Genomic DNA, 17,922 nt, shown 5'->3' on the forward strand with positions numbered 1-17,922 from the left:
GCTTACCCCTTCGCGGCCACAACGACAGGGGCGGCCGGCAGCTTGACCTTGCTGCCGGGCTTGACGCCATCGAGCTTGCCGAGCAGGACGGTGGCGCCATCCTGCAGGCCCGCCTTGACGGCCACCATGCCATCGTCTTCGTTGCGCAGGCCCAGCGTGACCGGGCGCGCCACCACCTTGTTCGCTTCGATGGTATAGACCACGTCACTGTTGTTTTCCTGGCGCACGGCCGCCAGCGGCACCAGCGGCAGGGGGGCCGACTGGTCGGTGGTAATGAAACCCTTGGCAAACATGCCGCCCGACAGGGCAGTATCGGCATTGTCCACGCTGATATACACCAGCATGGCGCGCGAGCCGACCTCCGTCGTGGGATTGATGCGGGCAACCTTGCCGCCGAATTCGCGGCCCGGGTAGCCATCGACCCGGAACTGCACTGCCTGGCCCGTTTTGATGCGCGGAATCTCCGATGCCGGCACCTGGGCTTCCAGGGTCAACTGCTTGAGGTTGACGATGGTAAAGACCGGCATGTCGGGCGCCAGCTTTTCGCCGGCCTGGACATGGCGCTTGCTGATGATGCCGGCAAACGGCGCGCGGATGGCGGTGTCGTTCAGGGCATTCCTGGCCAGCTGCAGCTGGGCCTGGGCCGCCTTGACATTGGCCTGGGCCAGCTCCACCGAGTTCTGGGTGGTGTCGTAGGCCTGCTGGGAAATGTAGTTCTGCTTGAGCAGCGCCTGGCTGTTCTGATTGTTCTTGCGCGCCAGCGACAGGCGGGCGCTGGCTTCATCGAGCATGGCTTGCTGCTGGGCCACGCGCGCGCCCAGGTCGGCCTGTTCGATGCGTGCGATGACCTGGCCGGCCGCCACCTGCATCCCTTCGCGCACATCGGCATCCATCACCACGCCTGGCACCTTGGCGCGCACCGTGGCCTGGGTCAGGGGCGTGAGCGAACCGGACAGCGGCAGCCTGACACGCAGGGTGCCGGCCGAGACGGCGGCGATGTCGCCCCGTCCCAGTTCGTAGGTATCGATGACGGGCTTGCCATCGGCCATGGCCGGCGCTGGCGCGGCGGGCTTGGCGGGCGCCTGCATGGCATACCAGCCACCGCCTGCCAGCACCGCGACCAGCAAGGCGGCCAGCGGCGCCTTCCAGCGCCTGGGCGAAACGGTGGGCTGGACGGCGGCGCGGGGCAGGGTTTCTAGTTTCATGGTCATTGATCTTGTTGTTGAGATAGCGTTGGAGGCGCTTGTGCTCCGCCTTGTTCAAAGGTGGAGCGTACGGCGCATGGTGACACTATAAAAAAGAGCAAGGAAAGCAGGGGACGGATTGCGACAGGTGGCCGTTTCAGCACGACGAACTGCAGAAAAGGGCGATGAAGCGCAAAGCCGCAGCGCCGAAATCCCGGCTGTGTTCGCTTTGGTCAGAATCCCGTTTGCGCGTTCGCAAAGGGCGTGCGATGGCGATGGAGAAGAATTGGCATGGGATGGCTTGTCATTCGCGAGCCCCCTTATTTTCACAAGGATGTCTGTGGGTATGGATACTGCTGAAGCACGACGTTATGAACCTGACGGGCCGGGCCGCGAAGCGCTCGACACCTTGTACCGCTTTGTGGCGGCGCTGGAACTGGCGCCCACGGTGGCGGTCCACAGCATTGACCGGGACGGCCTGGTCCGTTTCTGGAACCATACCTGCGAGCAGCTGTATGGGATACCGGCGCGCGAGGCCGTGGGCCAGCCACTGGGCGCCCTCGTGACGCACCTTGACGACCAGCAAGAGTTCGACGCCACCCTCGCTGCCATCTGGCACACCCGCCAGGCGCCCCAGCCGCGCGACTGGCATGTGCGGCGCCGCGACGGAGGGCATGTGTGGATGTATTCCACCCACTTTCCCGTCATGCGCAACAATGAACCCCAGCAGATCTTTTGCATGGAAGTGGACATCAGCCAGCGCAAGGTGGAGGAACGGGCCTTGCTGGAAGCGGGCGTCAATTTCCGCCAGCTGTTCGAGCGCTCCAACGATGCCATCTTGCTGATCGAAGGCAATCGCATCATTGACGCCAATCCGGCCGCCCTGGCCATGTTCCACTGCCAGCGGCTGGACGACATTGCCGGCCGCACCCTGGTCGATTTTTCCCCGCCCGTGCAGCCCTCGGGCGAGTCTTCCCTCATGGCCGATGCGACCCAGTCCTCGCAGAACTTCCTCGAAGGCAACCGGCGCTATGAATGGCAATTTCGCCTGCCTGACGGGGCCGCCTTCTGGGCGGAAGTGCTGCTCACTTCCGTCACGCTCGACCACCAGTTCCTGTCATACGCGGTCCTGCACGACATCTCCGTGCGCAAGGCATCGGAAAGCACCTTGCTCAGGGCCGCGCAAGTGTTTGAAAACAGCCGCGACGCCATCGCCATTACCGACCCCGAGCGGCGCGTGCTGGCCATTAACCAGGCGTTTACCGACATCACCGGCTACGCCATGAGCGAGGTGGCCGGGGCCGAATTGCCGCAGCTGCGCGCAGGCGGGCATGAGCCGGCGTTTTTCGATCAGATCTGGCGTTTCGTTGCCGCCAATGGCTATTGGGAAGGCGAGCTCTGGAGCGCGCGCAAGCAGGGCGAGGAGCATCCCCTGTGGGTGGCCTTGACCGCTATTCGCAACAGTGCCGACCAGGTCATCAACTACATTGCCATCCTGTCCGACATCACCGACCGCAAGCGGCTCGAAGAACATCAGCGCCACCTGGCCGAGCACGACTTTCTCACCGACCTGCCCAACCGGGTGCTGTTCCTGGACCGGCTGCAGCAGGCACTGGGGGTGGCGCGCCGCAAGAAGACCCAGGTGGCCGTCATGTTCATCGACCTCGACCGCTTCAAGGGCATCAATGACAGCTTCGGCCACCATGTGGGCGACGCCGTGCTGCGGGAAGTGTCGGGCCGGCTCACGCGCTGCGTGCGCGGGGTCGATACCGTGAGCCGCCAGGGCGGCGATGAATTCGTCGTCATCCTGGCCGATGTCGGCGGGGCCGACCAGGCCGGGCATGTCGCTGCCACCGTGATGCAGGCAGTGGCCCAGCCGGTCCACACGGATGGTCACAGCGTGAGCCTGTCGGTCTCGATCGGCATTGCCATGTATCCCACCGACGGCCAGGATATTGATACACTTTTACGGCATGCCGATGTCGCGATGTATCACGCCAAGCAAGGCGGGCGCAATGCCTTCAGTTTTTTCAATCCCGACATGAACGCGCGCGTCGTGGAACGGGTCCAGCTTGAAAACAGCCTGCGCCACGCCCTGGCCAACCATGAATTCGAACTGGCTTACCAGCCCGAGGTGGACATTGCCAGCGGCCAGACGGTGGGCGTGGAAGCGCTGCTGCGCTGGCGCCATCCGCAGCGCGGCTTGCTCATGCCGCAGCACTTTCTGGGCGTGGCCGAGGAATGCGGCCTGATGGTCCCCATCGGGCGCTGGGTGCTGCAGGAAGCGTGCCGCCAGGCGCGCGGCTGGCGCGACGCCGGCTTTCCCGTCACGGTGGCGGTCAACCTGTCGGCGGCGCAGTTCAACAGCCCCGACTTGCTGGCCAGCGTGGACACTGCCCTGGCCGAGTCCGGCCTGACGCCCGCGCTGCTGGAGCTGGAAGTGACGGAAGCGACCATCATGGGCCGCGACGGCCAGACCGCGGCCCTGGTCAGCGCGCTGCGCGCGCGCGGCATTGGCGTGACCATTGACGACTTCGGTACGGGCTACTCCAAGCTGAGCGCCCTGCGCCATGTCGCCCTGTCCCGGCTCAAGATCGACCGCACCTTCATCCAAGACATTTCCGGCAAGCCCGATGACGCCGCCGTCATTACCGCCATCATTGCCGTGGCGCGCAGCCTCAAGCTGCGGGTGGTGGCCGAGGGCGTGGAAACGCAGGCCCAGCTGGAATTCCTGCAGCAGCTGGGCTGCGACATTTACCAGGGACATTACGCGGGCGAACCGCAGAGCGCGCCCGACCCTGCGCGCTGGCGCCGCCAGGAGTAGCCGGCTAACCGGCTATCGGGCTATGCGGCGCCGTCGTACAGGCGCAGCCGGGCCACCACCTGCCCGTGGTCGGACGCCTGCGGCAGACCCAGCACCAGGTGATCGTTCAGGTACACCACATCGGCCACTTCGCCGATGGCACCGGGCAGCAGGGGGTTGAACTGGGCCGACACGAGGATATGGTCAATGGTGGAATAGTTGCCGTCATTGAGCATGGAAAAGCCCACGTGGCGCATGCAATCCTGGCGCTTTTGCAGCTGGAAGGCATCGAACAGGCGGGTCTGGACAGGCGATCCCTCGCCCATGACAATGGTGGTGGTCACGGCGTCGGCCACATCATTGAAGTCGCCCATGACCACTTGCGCCCGCCCATAGCGCTGCGCCATACCGGTCAGCATGACGCGCAGGGCCACCGCCTCGGTGCCGCGCCGCACGAGCGAACGCAGGCAGGCCTGGCCAAACAGGAGCGGGTCTTCGGCACTGTCACCGGCGCGGTAATCGGGGCGCTTCGATTTCAGGTGCACCACCACCACATCGACAATGCAGTCCTGTCCAAGGCGCACGGGAGCATGGACCACGGCGCGCGAAAAGGCTTCGGCATCGCGGGTGCCGGCGGGCAGGGCCACGCCGGACGGGAAGTCCGCCAGCGACACGCCGCTGCCGGCCAGCGGCAGGCGCGACACCAGCGCCACCGAGGGCGTCAGGCGGTCGGCGCCGGGATCGGGGTCAAAGCCCACGTGCACGGCGTCTCGATAGCGCGTGGTACGTGCCAGCACCTCGCGCAGGCAAGCCTGGGAAAAAATTTCCTGAAATCCGATCACGTCCGCATCGATCAGGTCGATCTGGCGTGCCGTCCAGTCCAGCTTGGCTTCGTATTGCGCGGCGCTGGTCGGTGCCAGGTTTTCATACAGCTGCTGGCCTGCAGGCGCCAGGTTGAAGACATTGAAGGTGGCAAAGCGGATTTCTTGCTGCATAATAAGAAACTCCTCATCGAATCTTGAGCGTATCACGCATGGCCAGGAAAGAGCATATCTCCGAGACACCCGCGACGCAGTTCCTGCGCAAGCATCGTGTCGATTTCAGCGAACACCCGTATCCGTATGAAGAACATGGCGGCACCCGCGTGTCGGCGCGCGAGCTGGGCGTGCCCGAACACGCCGTGGTCAAGACGCTGGTGATGCAGGATGAGGCGGCGCGCCCCCTGATCGTGCTGATGCATGGCGACTGCAAGGTCTCGACCAAGAACCTGGCGCGCGCCATCGGCTGCAAGTCGGTGGAGCCCTGCAAGCCCGACGTGGCCCAGCGCCATTCCGGCTACCTGGTGGGCGGCACCTCGCCATTTGGCACGCGCAAGCCACTGCCCGTGTATGTGGAAGAAAGCATCCTGGCGCTGGAAAAGATGTATATCAATGGCGGGCGCCGCGGTTACCTCGTGGGCCTGGCGCCGCAGGCGTTGGTTGATTGCCTCACTGCAAGGCCGGTACAGTGCGCACTGGCCGAATGATGGTGTATATTCACGGCCCGGCACCCGCTATCCGGGTGTAATCGAGAGAGACAGCATGTACACCATTATTTTCACCATCGTCGCCTATCTGATCGGGTCGATTTCCTTTGCCGTGGTCACGAGCCGCGTCTTCGGCCTGTCCGATCCGCGTACCTATGGCTCGAAAAATCCCGGCGCCACCAACGTGCTGCGCAGCGGGAACAAGAAGGCGGCCATTGCGACCCTGATCGGGGACGCCGCCAAGGGCTGGTTCGCGGTGTGGCTGGCCGACCTGCTGGCCGAGCGTTTTGGCGTGGGCAATCTGGGCATTGCGCTGGTGGCGCTGGCCGTGTTCCTGGGCCACCTGTATCCGATTTTCTTTCGCTTTGTCGGCGGCAAGGGTGTGGCAACGGCGCTGGGCGTACTCATTGGCCTGAACGTCTGGCTTGGCCTGGCCACGCTGGTCACCTGGCTGGTGATTGCGTATGCCTTCCGTTACTCTTCGCTGGCGGCGCTGGTGGCATCGATTTTCGCGCCTTTCTATTTTGGCCTGCTGTTTGGCACCGACCAGATTGAAATATTGCTGGCGGTCCTTGCCATGAGTGCGCTGCTGGTGTTCCGTCACCGCGACAACATCAGCAACCTGATCGCCGGCAAGGAAAGCCGGATCGGCAGCAAGTCGGCGCCTGCCGGAAACAAGACGGGCGGCAAGAAACAGTAGCGGCACGACCGCTGGTGGGGTGTCCCGGCCATGCAGCGCCGTGCACCTTGCGACGGCATTTCTGGCCAGGCTTTAAAATAGCTGCTCCATCGCTAACAAGGGCCTTGCCATGAAACAGCTCCGCATCGATTTCGTTTCCGATATTTCCTGCCCCTGGTGCGTGATCGGCCTCAAGTCGCTGGAACAAGCCCTGGACAAGGTGGGCGACGTGGCCAGCGCCGACCTGCACTTTCACCCGTTCGAACTCAATCCCCAGATGGCGCCGGAAGGCGAAGATATTGGCGAACATCTGCAGCGCAAGTATGGCGCGTCGGAGGAACAGGGCGCCAAAACGCGCGCCATGATCCGCGAGCGCGGCGCCGAACTGGGCTTTACCTTCGACATGGACAAGCGCGGCCGCATCTACAACACCTTTGACGCTCACCGCCTGCTGCACTGGGCCGACATGCAGGGCCGTCAGCGCGAACTGAAGATGGCCCTGTTTGAAGCCTATTTCACGCGCGGCGAAAACCCCGGCTCGCACGACGTGCTGACCCGGGTGGCCGGCGAGATCGGACTCGATTCGGCCGAGGCAGCCGAAGTGCTGGCCAGCGGCGCCTACGCCAACGAGGTGCGCGAACAGGAAGAGTTTTTCCAGCGCCAGGGCATCACGGCCGTGCCTGCCATCATCATTAACCAGCGCCACCTCATTTCCGGCGGGCAGCCACCGGACATCTTCGAGCAGGCGCTGCGCCAGATCGCTGCCGCCAGCTAGGCAAGACTCAGCTGCGCGCTTCGTCGTGCAGGGGCAGGGACAGCGTGCGATCGACGTACTCGAAGAACGAGGCTTCCCGCGACAACTCGTTGCTTTCGTGGTCCCAGAACACGGTGGACGGATCCGTATCGCGACTGCTGCGGCGGAAAAACGCCTGGCAGTTGCCCACCCCATCCGGATGAAACTCGAGCAAGTCCTTGCAGGCATGGCTGGGGCGCGGCGCTTCCTCTTCAATCCCCGCCATGATCTCGCCCAGGTCGGCCATGCGGCGGGCCGACAGGATGCTCTCGGCCCCGCTGCAGATGCCATCGTGGACCAGGCACAGCCTGCGCAGGGAGTCAGGCACGCTCCAGCCCATGTATTGGGCACGCGGCGACAGGGAGGGACTGGCGTTGGGGGCGCCCCCGAGTACCAGCTGGAAGTGGGGGCGCCCGTCGTGCAGTACCCGGTCGGTCAGGTAAGCGAGCATCCACGCGTCGTCCCGGCGCGCCGGAATCACCCAGCGCACCCGTTCCTGGAGCACGGCGACGAAACGCGGCAAGACGGCCGCCAGTTCGCCAAACACCAGCTCCACCGCGTCGGCCGGTGCCATGCCGGCCACCGGCCATGGGCAGCCGGCATCGGTCCGCGCCCGCAGCCCCTGCTGCTCGAGGATGAATTCCGCCCCGCGCCGCCCGTACTGGTCCAGGATGGCACGCTGCAGGTCGGTGGTGCGCTGATAGCGGTCGGCCGTGGGCTTGGATGCGCCCCAGCTCAGCTCCCGCTTCAGCCGCGCACGTGTCAGTTCGTCTAGTTCTTTAGTCAATATTGTATTGTTATTCATTTATGCGGGAGGGGTGGATTATAGTCATCCCAACCGTCGCGGCATAGCGATAGTTGCCCTGTTTTCTCACATGCTTTGACGCAGCGCACAATAGCAGTGCTTTTTCCTCCCGATTAGGCGCATTTTCGCCACGGACAGCGGGCCTGCGGCTGGCACGCCAATTGCTGAGTCTCCGGTAGGCGCAGGCAGCAGCCTGGGCGAACCTGACGAGGACAGCATGCACACCGACGACACCACCAGCATCACCCGCCGCCATCTGATCAAGACCGGCGCCGCGCTATCGCTCACCGGCCTGGCCAGCGGCGGCGCATTTGCCGCCGGCTCGGACAAGCCGGAAAAACAGGAAGTGAAAATCGGCTTCATTCCGCTGACCGACTGTGCCTCCGTCGTCATGGCTTCGGTTCTTGGCTTTGACAAGAAATATGGCATAAAGATCGTGCTGTCGAAAGAATCTTCCTGGGCCAGCGTGCGCGACAAGCTGGTCAATGGTGAACTCGACGCCGCACACGTGCTCTACGGCCTGCTGTATGGGGTCCAAATGGGCGTCGGCGGCGCGCGGCGCGACATGGCGGTGCTGATGAACCTGAACCACAACGGGCAGGCCATCACCCTGTCGAAAAAGATTGCGGACAAGGGCGCGGTCGATGGCGCCTCGCTGGCAAAGCTGATGCAGCAGGACAAGCGCGACTACGCGTTTGCCCAGACCTTCCCCACGGGCACCCACGCCATGTGGCTCTACTACTGGCTGGCCAGCCATGGCATCAATCCCATGCGAGAGGCCAAGGTCATCACGGTGCCGCCGCCCCAGATGGTGGCCAATATGCGGGTCGGGAACATGGATGGCTTTTGCGTGGGCGAGCCATGGAACCACCGCGCCATTGTCGACGGCATCGGCATCACGGCCGCCACCACCCAGGACATCTGGCGCGACCACCCGGAAAAAACGCTCGGCACCACGCTCGACTGGGCGCGGCAGCACCCCAACACCGCGCGCGCACTGATCGCAGCGGTGCTCGAAGCTGGCAAGTGGATCGACGCCAGCCTGTCGAACAAGAACAAGATGGCCGAAACCATCGCCGCCAAGTCGTACGTCAATACCTCGGTCGACGTCATCAACCAGCGCATCCTGGGCCGCTACCAGAATGGCCTGGGCCGCACCTGGGATGATCCGCACTGCATGAAGTTCTACAACGATGGCATGGTCAATTACCCCTACCTGTCCGACGGCATGTGGTTCATGACCCAGCACAAGCGCTGGGGTCTGCTCAAGGGCGAGCCGGATTACCTGGCCACGGCAACGAGCGTCAACCAGCTCAAGCTCTATGCCGAGGCGGCTGCCATGGCGAAAGTGGCGCTGCCCAAGTCGCCCCTGCGCAGCGTGAAGATGATCGACGGGACGGTCTGGGATGGCAAAAATCCCAAGGCCTACGCCGACGCCTTCCGCATCAAGGCTTGATACCTGTCCCCACCACCACGGAGAACGCCATGAACGCAGTGTTGAAATCAGCATCGTCTTCCATTCCGCTTGCGCCGGCGGCGCCGGAAAAGCCGGCGCGCAGCCGCCGCCTGGCGCGGCGCGGCGTACGCCTGGCCGGCGGCCCGTCGCGCTCGCGCGCGGTGGCGCTGGCAGTGGTGCCGCCCGCCCTCGGTATTGTCCTGCTGCTGCTCGCGTGGCAGATCCTGGCCACCGGGAACAGCAGCTTTCCATCGCCAGCGGTCACCTTTGCCGAAGCGGCGCGCATGTTTGCCGATCCGTTCTACAGCAATGGCCCCAATGACCAGGGCATCGGCTGGAATATCCTGGCCTCGCTTCAGCGCGTGGCGATCGGCTTTGGCCTGGCAGCCATGGTGGGCATTCCACTGGGCTTTGCGATTGGCCGCTTCCGCTTCCTGGCCGGGATGTTCAATCCCATCATCAGCCTGCTCAAGCCGGTGTCGCCCCTGGCCTGGCTGCCCATTGGCCTGCTGGTGTTCAAGGCTGCCGACCCGGCGGCGATCTGGTCCATCTTCATCTGCTCCATCTGGCCCATGATCATCAATACCGCCGCCGGTGTGCAGCGGGTGCCGCAGGATTACCTGAACGTGGCGCGCGTGCTCAAGCTGTCGGAGTGGAAGGTTTTCACCCGCATCCTGCTGCCATCGGCGCTGCCGCACATGCTGACCGGCGTGCGCCTGGCCATTGGCACCGCCTGGCTGGTGATCGTGGCCGCCGAGATGCTGACCGGCGGCGCCGGCATCGGCTTTTGGGTGTGGGACGAGTGGAATAACCTCAATGTGGCGCATATCCTGATCGCCATCCTGGTCATCGGCGTGGTGGGACTGATCCTGGAACAGGCGCTGGTCGCCATTGCGCGTTCATTCACGTACGAAGAAACAGGGAACTGACATGGACAAGAAATTCATCAACGTGCAGGGCGTGGGGAAGGTGTTCGACACGCGCAAGGGCAGCTTCAACGCGCTGGAGCAGGTCAGCCTGACGGTGGCGCAGGGCGAATTCATCACCCTCATCGGGCACTCGGGATGCGGCAAATCGACCCTGCTCAACCTGCTGGCAGGCCTGACCCAGGCCACCAGCGGCACCCTGATTTGCGCCGGGCGCGAGATCGCCGGGCCGTCGCCGGAGCGCGCGGTGGTCTTCCAGAATCACTCGCTGCTGCCATGGCTGACCTGTTTCGACAACGTCTATCTGGCCGTGGAACGGGTGTTCGGCGCGCGTGAAAACAAGGCGCAGCTGCGCGAACGCACCACCAGCGCGCTGGCGCTGGTGGGCCTGTTGGGCGCCGGCAGCAAGCGGCCACATGAAATTTCCGGCGGCATGAAGCAGCGCGTGGGCATTGCCCGGGCGCTGTCGACCGAACCGAAGGTGCTGCTGATGGATGAACCGTTCGGCGCCCTGGACGCGCTCACGCGCGCCCACCTGCAGGACGAGCTGCTGGCCATCGTCGAGCGCACCGGTTCCACCGTGGTGATGGTCACCCATGATGTAGATGAAGCGGTGCTGCTGTCGGACCGCATCGTCATGATGACCAACGGCCCGGCCGCCACCATTGGCGACATCGTGCAGGTGCGCCTGTCAAGGCCGCGGGAACGGGTGGCACTGGCGCACGACATTCTCTACAACGAATACCGCACGCGGGTGCTGGAGTTCCTGTACCAGCGCCAGTCGCGCCCGCGTCAGACTGCGACGGCAGACCAGATGGCTTAGTGCAGGTCGAGCACGATGGGCTGGTGGTCGGACGCAGCCGTTTCCGACTGCACTTCGCAGTCGGTGACGCGCGCAGCCAGGTCGTCGCTGACGAAAAAATAATCGAAGCAGTCGGCCCGCTCCGGCCAGCGAAAGCCATGCAGCCCGGCGGTGGGCGCGCGCGCAATGTCGGGATGCTTCAGGCGCCAGGCATCCACCAGCGGCAGGGCGATGCTGTCGTCGGGCGCCAGCAGTTCCTGATAGTCGGGCGCCCCTTCGACAAAGTTGAAGTCGCCGCAGTAAATGGCGGACCCGGGTCGAAAGCCCAGCTGGTAGGGCGGGTCGAGCGAAGGATCGGGCTGATAAATGCGCGCGCGCTCGCATGCTTCCCAGTGCAGGTACTTGATGTGCTTGACCTGGGCCATGCGCTGCAGCGGCGAATAGTATTCCAGGTGCGTGGTCAGCACCCGCACCCGCCCGCCCGGGGCGTCGACCACGGCCTCGATCAGCCCGCGCGGCATGCCGGCCGGGTGCTCGGGGTCAGGTGGCCATGGCAAGCGATAGCGGTGCACCTGGTTGATGCGGTACTTCGACAGCAGCATGTTGCCGAACTGGCGCGGCATATTGTTCTGGTAGATTTCGCTGGTCGGTTCAATGACCGGCTGGTAGCCGCCAAAGGCGCCGGCAAGCTGGCGGAACTGATTCGAGCTGGCGTTGCCTTCCAGCTCAGCGTGGTTGGAGGCAACTTCCTGAAGGCAGATAATGTCGGGATTAAGCTTTCGCAGGACATCTATGATGGCATGGATACGAATGCGGCTATCCTTGCCACAGCCCCAATGAATATTCCAACTGACAACACGCATAAAGGATACCTCCGGAAATACAAAACCGGGCGAGTTTGCCATTATTTGTAAAATCACGGTACACGGTAGGATCGGCATTCGCTGATGGAGTTCCCACCGACCTGTGTGGGCTCGTGCGAGCTGTTGAACGGATGGCCGCCATATGAGCGAGCAGGCGAGCGCAGCATGGGGCTGGCTGGTCCTTGCGATTCTCAAGCGCGGTTGCCGACACCGCTGATGCCGCGTTTCAACCGGAGCATGTACTGATGAGATACAGATTCAACGTTTACCAAACGGCATTCGTTTACAGGACAATATCCCTTTACACGGCCTGGGCCGAAGGATGACGCAATGGGTAACCCAAACATTGCATAATATCGATAATCTTCACTTCACAGCCCACGTCTCCACGTGGTACCAGTCGAAGCCAAAGTGAGCTGCCATCCACGTGATAGCGCACTTCGGGAATATCAAATACGTTCTCGAGGGCGCATCGACCGGTGCGAACATCTTTCAGCACGCCGAGCATCGGGATCGCTTCTTTAACAGCAAGCTCAACTCCATTCCAATGAGCGACATGCGTTTTGCGAGCATCTAAATTTGGTTTGGGAACTTGAGACCAAAAGCTCCCGTCTCTCTCATCACGGCAAATCGCCAATTCCGTCGGAACGCGTCTACCGCGCGCATCATTTTTGCTGTGAAAATTCCAGAGTGTGGTAACAAATAGATTTGCTTTTCCCTTACGAGCCTCGGGGCGTAACACGTCAAAAGACGACCATTGCTGACTAGGGGCACGTGCTCCTAAAGCTTCAAATGCTGCGTCATGAGGAGTGTGAAACTTTGTGTCAGTCATTTTCGTAAGAACTCTATGTAGTGAAACAGTATGCCGACGACGCGCTTGGAATGACCGAGCAGACCGAAGTTTAATATCATGATTTCGTTTAAACTGACGTCCAACTATCGCAAATTTTGGACGTCCAACGCGATGCTTTTACGCAGCCTTGGCCGATAGCGGCCTGTCCCAATCGCATCGCGCGTTTCGCTGTCGCTCCTGGCGCAATAATGCTGAGCGCCTCAAATCGTGCGAATCTCATCCAGCGGCCAGCGCGGGCGCACGTTGAAGCTGTAGTCGCGCTTTGCGGCCTGCGGGTTGATTTGCAGACGCATGGCGCCGGCAAAAGCAATCATGGCGCCATTGTCGGTGCAAAACTCCAGCTCCGGATAGAACACCCTGAACTTCTTGGCAGCTGCGGCCTGGTTGAGCGAGGCCCGCAGCTGCGCATTGGCGCCCACGCCACCGGCGATGACCAGCCGCTTCAAGCCGCTGTGGCGCAGGGCGCTCACACACTTGGCGGTCAGCACGTCCACGATCGCGTCCACGAAACCGCGCGCGATGTTGGCCTTGTCCTGCTCGCAGATGTTGGCAATGATCTTTTCTTCGTGGTTCTTCACCACCGTCAGCACCGCCGTCTTGAGGCCGGAAAAGCTGAAGTTGAAGTCCTTGGAGTGCATCATGGGGCGCGGCAGCTTGTACGCTTCCGGGTCGCCAAATTCCGCCAGACGCGAGATGGCCGGGCCGCCCGGGTAACCAAGTCCCAGCAGCTTGGCCGACTTGTCAAAGGCCTCGCCGGCTGCGTCATCGAGCGTTTCGCCCAGCAGCGTGTACTGGCCCACGCCGTCCACGCGCATGAGCTGCGTGTGACCGCCCGATACCAGCAGGGCGATGAATGGGAACTGCGGTGGATCGCTCGCCAGCAGTGGCGAGAGCAGGTGGCCTTCCAGGTGGTGCACGCCCAGCACCGGCTTGTCCAGCGCCAGTCCCAGGCTGCAGGCAATGGAAGAACCTACCAGCAGCGCGCCGGCCAGGCCGGGACCCTGGGTGTAGGCAATGGCGTCGATGTCGTGGCGCCCGATGCCCGCATCGGCCAGGGTCTGCTCGAGCAGGGGAATGGCGCGCCGGATATGGTCGCGCGACGCCAGTTCCGGCACCACGCCGCCATACTCCTCGTGCATGGCAACCTGCGAATGCAGAGCATGGGAGAGCAGGCCGCGCTGCGTGTCGTACAACGCAAGGCCGGTTTCATCGCAGGAGGATTCGACGCCGAGGACAATCATGAGAGGGTACAGGTTAAGTCAATCCGCCATTGTAAGCCACGGCGGACACCCCGGCCTGCAAGGCCGGGGCGGGGCGCGTCAGGGCCGCTGCAGTAGTTCCTGGTGCGCGCTCTTGAGCATGGCCGCAGTGGCGTCCCAGTCGATGCAGCCATCGGTGACCGAGCAGCCGTACTTGAGCTGAGCCAGGTCTGCCGGGATCTTCTGGTTGCCGCCCACCAGGTTCGATTCGATCATCACGCCCACCAGCGAGCGGTTGCCATGGCGGATCTGCTGGACCACGTCCGACATGACCAGCGGCTGCAGCTCCGGCTTTTTGTAGCTGTTGGCATGCGAGCAGTCCACCACCAGGTTGGCCGGAAGGCCCGCCTTGGCCAGGGCCTGCTCGGCGATGGCGATCGAGACCGAATCGTAATTGGGACGGCCATCGCCACCGCGCAGCACCACGTGGCCATATGGGTTGCCGCTGGTGCGCACGATCGACACCTTGCCCTGGCCGTTGATGCCCAGGAAGGAGTGCGGGTGCGCCGACGACAGGATGGCGTTGATGGCAATGCTGATGTCGCCGTCGGTGCCGTTCTTGAAGCCCACTGGCGTGGACAGGCCGGACGACATTTCGCGGTGGGTCTGCGATTCTGTGGTGCGCGCGCCGATGGCGGTCCAGGCAATCAGGTCGCCAAGGTACTGCGGCGAAATGGGGTCGAGCGCTTCGGTGGCGGTGGGCAGGCCCAGTTCGCACACGTCCAGCAGGAACTGGCGCGCCTTTTCCATGCCCACGTTGACGCGGAACGAGTCGTCCATGTCCGGGTCGTTGATGTAGCCCTTCCAGCCGGTGGTGGTGCGCGGCTTTTCAAAGTACACGCGCATCACCAGCAGCATGGTGTCGGCCACTTCGGCCTGCAGCGCCTTGAGGCGGCGCGCGTAATCAAGGCCGGCGACTGGGTCGTGAATGGAGCATGGCCCCACGACCACGAACAGGCGCTTGTCCTTGCGGTCGATGATGTTGCGCAGTGCTTCGCGGCCCTGCATGACGGTGCCGAAGGCGGCGTCGGTCAGCGGCAGGCGGGCGTGCAGCTCTTCGGGCGTGGGCATCGTGGCAAACGATGTGACGTTACTGTTTTCGATATCTTGCGTGATCATTTTCAGGGCGCTTTACGTGGTTTTTCCTCGGGCTTTCTTGATTTTAGACCGGATCGCGATCTGCTGCACTGCATCAGCTCAATATTAGAAGGGACGCTCGCCCACAAAAAAAGGCGGCCCACGTATCGCTACGCCGGGCCGCCAAAGACCACGCACTTACTCGGTATAACCTGTCTAGACAGGCATCAGTTGCAAATCGAATGCGCGCTCGACCAGCCACACGGTGGCGATCAGCGCAATGGCGGCCGACCCGGTGGTCATGAGCTGGCCGTAGAACCAGGTCTTGCGCGACAGGTAGGCCAGCGGCAGGAAAGCGGCCACGATGGCCAGCTGGCCCAGCTCCACGCCCACGTTAAAGCCAAACAGTGACAGCGCCAGCGCCCCCTGCGGCAGGCCCAGGTCGGCCAGCACGCTGGCAAAGCCAAAACCGTGGATCAGGCCAAAGATAAAGGCGGCCAGGGGCCGACGTCCGCGGAACACGGGGAAGATGTTATTGAGCGCGGCCACCACCACCGAGGCGGCGATGGCGCTTTCCACCCAGCGCGAAGGCAGCGACACCATCTGCAGGCTGGCCAGGGTGAGCGTGATCGAGTGGGCAATGGTGAAGGCGGTGACCACCTTGAGCACGTCCATGAAGGCATCACGGAAGGTCTGGGCGTGGGGCGAACCTCTGGTCAGCAGCACCGCCGGCAGCAGCAGCGAGAGCAGGAACAGGATGTGGTCAAAGCCGATCCAGATGTGCCACACGCCTTCTTTCACGTAGTCCGCGAACTGACCCCATTTGCTGGCGCTCTTGAGCGAGAGCGTTTGCAGCGCATTGTCGGGACCAAAAATGGCGGTGGAGGTGACGCCTTCGCTGGTGAGCTTGACCAGTCCCTTGTGCTGGGGATCGAGGTCGGCAAACAGGCGGTACGACACGCCCAGCGCCGCCACCGGCGCCGGACAGGCAGCGCTAAAGCGCAGTACCGTATAGGCGCCGTCGGTGTGGTGGTCGATCAGTTGTTCGCCAGGCGTAATGGCGCAGGCAGCATCGCCGCCCGAGAGCTGCAGACGCGCCAGCGCGTACGCCGCCATGGCGCCGTGCTGGCGGCGGATTTCGTCCCAGGTCAGCTCACCATTGCCATCCTGGTCCAGGTTGAGGGCAAAATCGAGATCGCGCAGGGCGATGTCCCACTGCCCAGTGACCTGAGCGCCCTTGACGTCCAGTGCCAGGTAGCTGTCACTTGGCTTGTGGGCCTGGGCGGCGCTGCACACAAACAGCAGCAGCGACAGCAGCCAGGGGTAGAAGGTGCGCGCCATCATGCATCTCCCTTGATCTGCCGCGCCAGGCGCTGCACAGCAACGTCTTCGACCTTGTGCGTGGCCACCCACTTCAGTACCGGCTCGGCGGCGGCCGGATCATTAGCCTTGAGTGCCGCTTCCAGCAGCACGCGCATGTCGGCCGACTCCTTCTGCACCGCCCAATTCTTCTGCGCCAGTGCCAGCGCGGCGCGCGTGTTGCCGCGCACGTGGAGCTCATACCTTGCCTGCTCGCGCTGGTGAACAGTGTCGCCACGCTGCATGGCCGCGTTGAAGCGGGCATTGAGTTCTGCATCGGCGTTGCGCAAGTCGGCGGCCCGGGACGGCAATTGCGTCAGCGCCAGCGCCCGGCGCAGCAGCAGGCCATCGATGCGGCCCTGGTCCTTTACCAGTTTGAGCACGTCGTCAGGGCGCTTCCGGTCGAGCAGAAAGTCGGCATACGCGCCGATCAGGTAGCTGTCTTTGGGGTCGAGGGCCAGCGCGCGTTGGTAGCGCTGTTCCGCGGCCCGATAGTCGCCGCGGCGTTCAGCGATTTCGGCCATCAAGGTCAGCACCCACACCTGCATGCCCGCGTCTTCCTGGGGATTGCGTTCCAGCGTGGTCTGCAGCAGCCGTTCGCTGGGCAGGGCGCGCCCGGTCATGGCGCCCACGCTGCTGATGCAGGTCACGCTCACTAGGTCGGAACTGAGGTTCGACAGCCGCGCGCAGCTGGTGGTAGCGCCTTCATAGTCGCCGCGCACGGTTTGCACCGTGGCGCGCGTGAGCCAGGCTTGAGGATTCTGCGGCTCGGCCTCCACGATGGCGTCCAGGTCGCGCATCGCTTCCGGGAAGCGGTGGGTGCTTTGCAGGAGCGTCGCGCGCAGCAGGCGTACTTGCGGTGGCGGCGCCGCCATGCCCCACCACGGGGCCAATGCCGCCTGGGCATAGCCGAAGTAGCGCGGGTCGGTCTCGCGCCGGGCGATGGCGATGTACTGGCGCGCGGCCGTGGTGGCGAGGGTGATGTCCCGCGGATTGGTGGCCAGCTGGGCGCGCAGGCGCTGCAATTCCTGTTGGGCGGGGTCGTTACGGCGTGGCAGGCGTTCAATGACGTCACTGCCTTGCTTGGGGATATATGGCGTGGCCTGGGCCAGCTGTGCGACAAGCGCACATGCGCAGACGGCGCCGAATACGAGTCGTTTCGACATGATGTGTTTTCTCAGTGCGCGAGATGGTCTGTTTTTATGGACTGCTTTTTATGTGAAACACCAGCCAGGAGTGGTCTCCTGGCTGGCTTGCTGCTGGTGCTGTTACGTGACTGGCTCCGGTTCCGTATCTTCCGGTGTTGTCAGCACAATGTCTTCCACGGCGATTGGCTCGGCATCGTCTGTGGCGACACCGATGATGGCCAGCACGCGGGTGAAGAACGCATCCATCACGCTAGGTGGCGGGGTTGGCGTCGTCGGCGGCGGGGTGGGGCCAGGGACGAAGGGGGCTTCGCCTCCGGTGCCACCGCCGCCACAGGCGGTCAGCAGCAGGGCGAGGCATAGTGCGCTCAGTTTTTTCATGATGCTCTCCTG

Annotated in this window: 17 protein-coding genes; 7 read left to right on the forward strand and 10 right to left on the reverse strand. The window is 63.5% G+C overall.

Annotated features, from left to right (window positions below):
- Nucleotides 1-2 precede the first annotated feature (2 nt).
- Complete coding sequence (locus tag KY495_RS12805; RefSeq protein ID WP_219879817.1) at nt 3-1,205, reverse strand: efflux RND transporter periplasmic adaptor subunit; 1,203 nt, start codon at nt 1,203-1,205, stop codon at nt 3-5.
- A gap of 325 nt (nt 1,206-1,530) precedes the next feature.
- Between KY495_RS12805 and KY495_RS12810 the strand changes: the two genes are divergently transcribed.
- Nucleotides 1,531-4,008, forward strand: a complete 2,478-nt coding sequence (locus KY495_RS12810) for a bifunctional diguanylate cyclase/phosphodiesterase (protein ID WP_219879818.1) — start codon at nt 1,531-1,533, stop codon at nt 4,006-4,008.
- A 20-nt stretch (nt 4,009-4,028) separates the two neighbouring features.
- On the opposite strand, the gene KY495_RS12815 is transcribed toward KY495_RS12810, so the two are convergent.
- On the reverse strand, nt 4,029-4,982 hold the full coding sequence (locus KY495_RS12815) for an endonuclease/exonuclease/phosphatase family protein (protein WP_219879819.1): 954 nt from the start codon (nt 4,980-4,982) through the stop codon (nt 4,029-4,031).
- Between the two features lie 38 nt (nt 4,983-5,020).
- On the opposite strand from KY495_RS12815, the gene ybaK reads away from it, so the two are divergent.
- The 3 genes from ybaK (at nt 5,021) to KY495_RS12830 (ending at nt 6,966) form a co-directional block, all read left to right on the forward strand.
- The gene (gene ybaK, locus KY495_RS12820) at nt 5,021-5,512 is read left to right on the forward strand and encodes a Cys-tRNA(Pro) deacylase (protein WP_219884235.1); all 492 of its coding nucleotides are present in this window, start codon (nt 5,021-5,023) and stop codon (nt 5,510-5,512) included.
- A gap of 55 nt (nt 5,513-5,567) precedes the next feature.
- Entirely contained in the window at nt 5,568-6,212 is a 645-nt protein-coding gene (gene plsY / locus KY495_RS12825) for a glycerol-3-phosphate 1-O-acyltransferase PlsY (RefSeq protein WP_219879820.1), read from the forward strand.
- A gap of 109 nt (nt 6,213-6,321) precedes the next feature.
- Nucleotides 6,322-6,966, forward strand: coding sequence for a DsbA family oxidoreductase (locus tag KY495_RS12830; protein WP_219879821.1), 645 nt, complete (start codon nt 6,322-6,324; stop codon nt 6,964-6,966).
- Between the two features lie 7 nt (nt 6,967-6,973).
- On the opposite strand, the gene KY495_RS12835 is transcribed toward KY495_RS12830, so the two are convergent.
- A complete protein-coding gene (locus KY495_RS12835) occupies nt 6,974-7,771 on the reverse strand; it encodes an SMI1/KNR4 family protein (protein ID WP_219879822.1) in 798 nt (265 codons plus the stop codon).
- A gap of 235 nt (nt 7,772-8,006) precedes the next feature.
- Between KY495_RS12835 and KY495_RS12840 the strand changes: the two genes are divergently transcribed.
- The 3 genes from KY495_RS12840 to KY495_RS12850 are packed head-to-tail and all read left to right on the forward strand — an operon-like array spanning nt 8,007 to nt 10,994.
- Nucleotides 8,007-9,245: a CmpA/NrtA family ABC transporter substrate-binding protein gene (locus KY495_RS12840; protein ID WP_219879823.1), complete on the forward strand. Its 1,239-nt coding sequence runs from the start codon at nt 8,007-8,009 to the stop codon at nt 9,243-9,245.
- Nucleotides 9,246-9,274: 29 nt separating this feature from the next.
- Nucleotides 9,275-10,174, forward strand: a complete 900-nt coding sequence (ntrB, locus tag KY495_RS12845) for a nitrate ABC transporter permease (protein WP_219879824.1) — start codon at nt 9,275-9,277, stop codon at nt 10,172-10,174.
- A gap of 1 nt (nt 10,175) precedes the next feature.
- Nucleotides 10,176-10,994, forward strand: coding sequence for an ABC transporter ATP-binding protein (locus tag KY495_RS12850; protein WP_219879825.1), 819 nt, complete (start codon nt 10,176-10,178; stop codon nt 10,992-10,994).
- Here KY495_RS12850 and KY495_RS12855 read toward each other — a convergent pair.
- The 7 genes from KY495_RS12855 to KY495_RS12885 all read right to left on the reverse strand — a co-directional run bounded on the left by KY495_RS12855 (nt 10,991) and on the right by KY495_RS12885 (nt 17,910).
- Nucleotides 10,991-11,836: an endonuclease/exonuclease/phosphatase family protein gene (locus tag KY495_RS12855; protein WP_219879826.1), complete on the reverse strand. Its 846-nt coding sequence runs from the start codon at nt 11,834-11,836 to the stop codon at nt 10,991-10,993. The genes KY495_RS12850 and KY495_RS12855 overlap by 4 nt on opposite strands.
- Before the next feature lie 301 nt (nt 11,837-12,137).
- A complete protein-coding gene (locus tag KY495_RS12860) occupies nt 12,138-12,668 on the reverse strand; it encodes a hypothetical protein (protein ID WP_219879827.1) in 531 nt (176 codons plus the stop codon).
- Nucleotides 12,669-12,889: 221 nt separating this feature from the next.
- Nucleotides 12,890-13,930: a tRNA (adenosine(37)-N6)-threonylcarbamoyltransferase complex transferase subunit TsaD gene (gene tsaD / locus KY495_RS12865; RefSeq protein ID WP_219879828.1), complete on the reverse strand. Its 1,041-nt coding sequence runs from the start codon at nt 13,928-13,930 to the stop codon at nt 12,890-12,892.
- Nucleotides 13,931-14,008: 78 nt separating this feature from the next.
- On the reverse strand, nt 14,009-15,067 hold the full coding sequence (locus tag KY495_RS12870; protein WP_219879829.1) for a 3-deoxy-7-phosphoheptulonate synthase: 1,059 nt from the start codon (nt 15,065-15,067) through the stop codon (nt 14,009-14,011).
- 174 nt (nt 15,068-15,241) lie between these two features.
- Nucleotides 15,242-16,369 carry a HupE/UreJ family protein gene (locus KY495_RS12875; RefSeq protein WP_219879830.1) on the reverse strand — a complete coding sequence of 376 codons (1,128 nt, stop codon included), beginning with the start codon at nt 16,367-16,369 and terminating at the stop codon, nt 15,242-15,244.
- Nucleotides 16,366-17,550: a tetratricopeptide repeat protein gene (locus KY495_RS12880; protein ID WP_219879831.1), complete on the reverse strand. Its 1,185-nt coding sequence runs from the start codon at nt 17,548-17,550 to the stop codon at nt 16,366-16,368. Before KY495_RS12880 ends, KY495_RS12875 begins: the two co-directional genes overlap by 4 nt.
- A 102-nt stretch (nt 17,551-17,652) precedes the next feature.
- Nucleotides 17,653-17,910, reverse strand: coding sequence for a hypothetical protein (locus KY495_RS12885; RefSeq protein WP_219879832.1), 258 nt, complete (start codon nt 17,908-17,910; stop codon nt 17,653-17,655).
- Between the last annotated feature and the right edge of the window lie 12 nt (nt 17,911-17,922).

This window comes from Massilia sp. PAMC28688, from assembly GCF_019443445.1.
Lineage (GTDB): Bacteria > Pseudomonadota > Gammaproteobacteria > Burkholderiales > Burkholderiaceae_D > Telluria_A.

What these genes read in the sequence shown, in the direction of transcription:
- KY495_RS12805 (WP_219879817.1), bottom strand. Translation starts at nt 1,205, where the DNA reads ATGAAACTAGAAACCCTGCCCCGCGCCGCCGTCCAGCCCACCGTTTCG.
- KY495_RS12810 (WP_219879818.1), top strand. Translation starts at nt 1,531, where the DNA reads ATGGATACTGCTGAAGCACGACGTTATGAACCTGACGGGCCGGGCCGC.
- KY495_RS12815 (WP_219879819.1), bottom strand. Translation starts at nt 4,982, where the DNA reads ATGCAGCAAGAAATCCGCTTTGCCACCTTCAATGTCTTCAACCTGGCG.
- ybaK (WP_219884235.1), top strand. Translation starts at nt 5,021, where the DNA reads ATGGCCAGGAAAGAGCATATCTCCGAGACACCCGCGACGCAGTTCCTG.
- plsY (WP_219879820.1), top strand. Translation starts at nt 5,568, where the DNA reads ATGTACACCATTATTTTCACCATCGTCGCCTATCTGATCGGGTCGATT.
- KY495_RS12830 (WP_219879821.1), top strand. Translation starts at nt 6,322, where the DNA reads ATGAAACAGCTCCGCATCGATTTCGTTTCCGATATTTCCTGCCCCTGG.
- KY495_RS12840 (WP_219879823.1), top strand. Translation starts at nt 8,007, where the DNA reads ATGCACACCGACGACACCACCAGCATCACCCGCCGCCATCTGATCAAG.
- ntrB (WP_219879824.1), top strand. Translation starts at nt 9,275, where the DNA reads ATGAACGCAGTGTTGAAATCAGCATCGTCTTCCATTCCGCTTGCGCCG.
- KY495_RS12850 (WP_219879825.1), top strand. Translation starts at nt 10,176, where the DNA reads ATGGACAAGAAATTCATCAACGTGCAGGGCGTGGGGAAGGTGTTCGAC.
- KY495_RS12855 (WP_219879826.1), bottom strand. Translation starts at nt 11,836, where the DNA reads ATGCGTGTTGTCAGTTGGAATATTCATTGGGGCTGTGGCAAGGATAGC.
- KY495_RS12860 (WP_219879827.1), bottom strand. Translation starts at nt 12,668, where the DNA reads ATGACTGACACAAAGTTTCACACTCCTCATGACGCAGCATTTGAAGCT.
- tsaD (WP_219879828.1), bottom strand. Translation starts at nt 13,930, where the DNA reads ATGATTGTCCTCGGCGTCGAATCCTCCTGCGATGAAACCGGCCTTGCG.
- KY495_RS12870 (WP_219879829.1), bottom strand. Translation starts at nt 15,067, where the DNA reads ATGATCACGCAAGATATCGAAAACAGTAACGTCACATCGTTTGCCACG.
- KY495_RS12875 (WP_219879830.1), bottom strand. Translation starts at nt 16,369, where the DNA reads ATGATGGCGCGCACCTTCTACCCCTGGCTGCTGTCGCTGCTGCTGTTT.
- KY495_RS12880 (WP_219879831.1), bottom strand. Translation starts at nt 17,550, where the DNA reads ATGTCGAAACGACTCGTATTCGGCGCCGTCTGCGCATGTGCGCTTGTC.
- KY495_RS12885 (WP_219879832.1), bottom strand. Translation starts at nt 17,910, where the DNA reads ATGAAAAAACTGAGCGCACTATGCCTCGCCCTGCTGCTGACCGCCTGT.